Source organism: Daejeonella sp. (genome assembly GCF_044342615.1).
Taxonomy (GTDB): Bacteria; Bacteroidota; Bacteroidia; order Sphingobacteriales; family Sphingobacteriaceae; genus Daejeonella.
On the sequence record NZ_JBIIPN010000197.1, the window covers coordinates 1 to 3,762 of the forward strand.

Annotated in this window: 4 protein-coding genes; 1 reads left to right on the forward strand and 3 read right to left on the reverse strand. The window is 31.6% G+C overall.

Features of this window, described 5'->3' with window-relative positions; translation table 11 throughout:
- A partial coding sequence (locus ACIQ0D_RS12150; protein WP_395805990.1) for a GNAT family N-acetyltransferase occupies positions 1–889 on the forward strand: 889 nt, incomplete at its 5' end.
- Positions 890–1,260: 371 nt separating this feature from the next.
- On the opposite strand, the gene ACIQ0D_RS12155 is transcribed toward ACIQ0D_RS12150, so the two are convergent.
- The 3 genes from ACIQ0D_RS12155 to tpiA form a co-directional block, all read right to left on the reverse strand.
- The gene (locus ACIQ0D_RS12155; protein ID WP_395805992.1) at positions 1,261–1,596 is read right to left on the reverse strand and encodes a helix-turn-helix domain-containing protein; all 336 of its coding nucleotides are present in this window, start codon (positions 1,594–1,596) and stop codon (positions 1,261–1,263) included.
- 393 nt (positions 1,597–1,989) lie between these two features.
- Positions 1,990–2,835: a 50S ribosomal protein L11 methyltransferase gene (gene prmA, locus ACIQ0D_RS12160; protein WP_395805994.1), complete on the reverse strand. Its 846-nt coding sequence runs from the start codon at positions 2,833–2,835 to the stop codon at positions 1,990–1,992.
- 2 nt (positions 2,836–2,837) lie between these two features.
- Entirely contained in the window at positions 2,838–3,602 is a 765-nt protein-coding gene (gene tpiA / locus ACIQ0D_RS12165) for a triose-phosphate isomerase (RefSeq protein ID WP_395805996.1), read from the reverse strand.
- Positions 3,603–3,762: the final 160 nt, after the last annotated feature.

Consider the following 3,762-nt stretch of genomic DNA (forward strand, 5'->3'; position numbering starts at 1 on the left):
TAAGGCATATCAACCGGCACAAGCGACTGGTGGTATAGGTTTCTTCGAATGTATTGATGATACAAAAGCTGCTAATTTACTTTTCGATACAGCAAAAAACTGGTTATCTGAGAGGGGTATGAAGGCTATGGATGGACCGATTAACTTTGGAGAAAATGATAGTTTTTGGGGTTTATTAATTGAAGGTTTCACTACTCCATCATATGGAATGAATTATCATCACTCCTATTATCAAAAATTATTTACTGATTATGGATTTACCGTCCTCTATGAGCAGATAACAAATCACCTAGAATTAGGAAAGCCTTTTCCAGAACGTTTTACTAAAATCGCAAATTGGGTTGCCAATAAACCTGGTTATACATTCAAATATTTAGAAGTTAGTAAATTGGAGTCCTTTGCAAAAGACTTTGTTGAAATATATAATGATGCCTGGCAAAACTTTGAAAATTTTGTCCCACTCGAAACCAAGGGCATACTAGAAAGTTTTAACAAGATGAAAACTGTTATGGATGAAAAGCTAATTTGGTTCGCATACATTAATGATGAACCAGCTTCCGTTATAGTTATTATACCAGATGCGAACCAAATGATAAAAGGCTTTAATGGAAAACTCGGAATTATAGAAAAATTGAAGTTTTTATACTACCGCTGGAAAGGAGTTAATAGAATGAGGGCAGTAGTAATGGGAACAAAAACTGCCTTTCAAAAACTAGGCTTAGAATCAGCATTATTTATTAAGTTAAAAGAATATGTAATTCCTAAAAACCAATATGAAGAACTGGAGCTATCATGGGTAGGAGATTTTAATGATAAAATGCTTTCAATTCATGAGGCTACGGGCGCAGTATTTGGTAAAAAGCATGCCACTTTAAGAAAATTATTCTAAAACCAAATTTCGAGTAATTTTAGGGAATTACGTAAAAACAGGGCTCAAACTCCTTTCTCGATGATTAAACTTGTCCAAAAAACACGAATTTGAGTTTCGGAACCGAATATCCAAATTAAATAATTTTGCAGTCGAAATTATTTAAAGAATAATTTACCTAAGATTTCATAAATTAAATAATAAGTTAATAATATTATTTAGAATAATAATATGGAGTTAGCTTATTTTTTGGACAAAAAAATACCAATACAAGGTGAAAACCTTATTTAAAATGGAATTTAGGGAAGAATCGACTTATTTAATAGTGGAATTTACTTGATAAGTAAACCTCGTTTATTAAATGAGATCTACTTATCAAATAATATTTACTATTACTTTTTATAAGCACGAAGTTCCTCGTACAACTCAATGATTTTCTTCTGAAGATCAATAAGTTCAACCTCACGATCATGAAGCTTTTGAGTAAGGTTCTCAACCTCTGTGTTGTAACTTTCTAGACCTTCCTGATCATTAAATGTAAGAAGCTGAACAACAGACATTTCGAATAACTTCGAAATTTGCTCAAGTCTTGATAAATTAATATCAGTAATACCAGTTTCAATCTTTGAAAATGCTGGAATAGAGATTTCTAATTGTTTAGCTACATCTTCTTGGCTCCAGCTTTTTTGATGTCTAAGTAGACGAATTTTTTTTCCTAAAGTTTTCATGTGTTTGTTTTTTTCTTGGTAGAATAATTTATATGGCAATACATTTTAATAACTCTTCAGCGCATTTTACAAGGCACTGAATTGAAATTTTATTTCTTTCTAATTGAATAACAAGGCAAAAGCAATATTGTTTTAGTTAATTTACAATAATTAACCAATAATTAGATTATAATGTTTAACGAAATTCCAGCACTAAAGTTTTGAAAAAGTTAAAATATTTTCTTGAAATTTTATTTCTTGAAATTTTTCTTTAAAAATATATCTTAAATTGTTTCACTAGGTATTCAAAAAGCTAACTAAATGGATAAAATTACAACAAAATAATTTAATTATTCTGTAACAATATATATTGAATCGACAAAAAGAATGATAATTTAAGAAAAATGAGTAAATCTACTTATTTGAAAAAATGAACTTAGCTGATACCCAGGTATTAAGCACTTTGTGTTCAGAATATTTAAATCCAATAGATTCACATTTTTGTTTTATTATTTCTAAATCAGGATTTTCATAAAAACCACTTAAAAAAAGTACTGTTCCATCCTCAGACACTTTTGCATAGGTATCCAGCTGATCCAATAAGATATTTCGGTTAATGTTTGCTATGATGGTATCAAATTTATAATCTGGAATAACCTCTTTAGAACCACATAAAGCTTCGATATTTGTAATTTTATTAAGAACAGAATTTTCAAGCGTACTATCATAGCAAACATCATCATAATCAATTGCCAAGACCTCTTTTGCACCCATTTTAGATGCCAAAATCGCCAAAATACCCGTTCCACAGCCCATATCAAGCACCTTTTGAAATGCAAAATTTTCTTCCAGCATAAATTCAATCATTAATGCTGTAGTTTGATGATGACCCGTTCCAAAGGCCATCTTAGGATCAATCACAATTTCATAATCAAAAGCTGGCTTTGCTTCATGAAAAGTTGCTCGGATATAACAGCGATTTGCAACATCAATTGGCTCAAAATTGCTTTCCCAGATCTCATTCCAATTTTGATGTGCTATGCTTTTAGACTCAAATGTAAAAGAGAACATCTCCTTAAAAGTATCTTTTAAATGCTCAATAGACTCTTTATTGAAATCTGATAAAGGAATATAAGCCTTAAATCCATTTTGAAAATCTTCAAAGGTGTCAAACCCAATTTCTGACATGGCATTAATTAACAAATCCTTATGAAAGTCCTCATTTGAATTAAGAACTACAAAAACTTCATTATAAACCATGCTTAGTTTAGCGCTTTAATAATATCAACAAAATCGCGTGCTTTTAATGAAGCACCGCCAATCAATCCCCCATCGATGTCTGCTTGTGCAAAAAGCTCAGCAGCATTTTTAGGATTACAACTCCCCCCATATAAAATAGTTAGATTATCAGCTAATGTCTGACCATATTTTTCTGCTAATAAAGTACGAATGAATAAATGAATTTCTTGAGCTTGTTCCGGACTAGCAGTTAAGCCTGTACCAATTGCCCAAACAGGCTCATAAGCAAGTATTAATTTGCTATAGTTAGCTCCATCAAGATGAAAAGAAGCTTCAGAAATTTGTTCTTTAATCACATCAAAATAAGTCCCGCCATTTCTCTGCTCCAAGGTTTCTCCAATACAAAATATTGGGGATAGGCCATTCTTTAAAACCGTATTTAATTTTTGAGCAAGCAGTTCATTTGATTCAGAAAAATACAGCCTACGCTCCGAATGACCGATAATGACATATTCTGCACCACTTGAAGCTATCATGGAAGCTGATATTTCACCAGTATAGGCTCCGCTATCTGCATGATGACAGTTTTGAGCACCAATAGATAGTTTAGAACTCCCATCTAAAGATTTGGCGAGGCTACTTAAATGAATACTTGGTGGACAAACAATTACTTCTTGTTCTCCACTAAGTTCAACCTTAAGAAGTCCCTGTATTTCATTAAATAGTTGAATTCCTTGATCCAAATTCAAATTCATTTTCCAGTTGCCGGCAACTATGTTTTTTCTCATTATTTATTTCTGTTTAAAATCTTCTATATTTTTCTGTAAGTCCAAAAACATGACTTAATATTTTTTGTTCTATTTCATTAAAATCAGCTCCCCTTCGTTTATAAGCTTGGGTTGCCGTTTCAAAAACACGCTTTAAAGGATAAACATCAAAGCCTTGGTT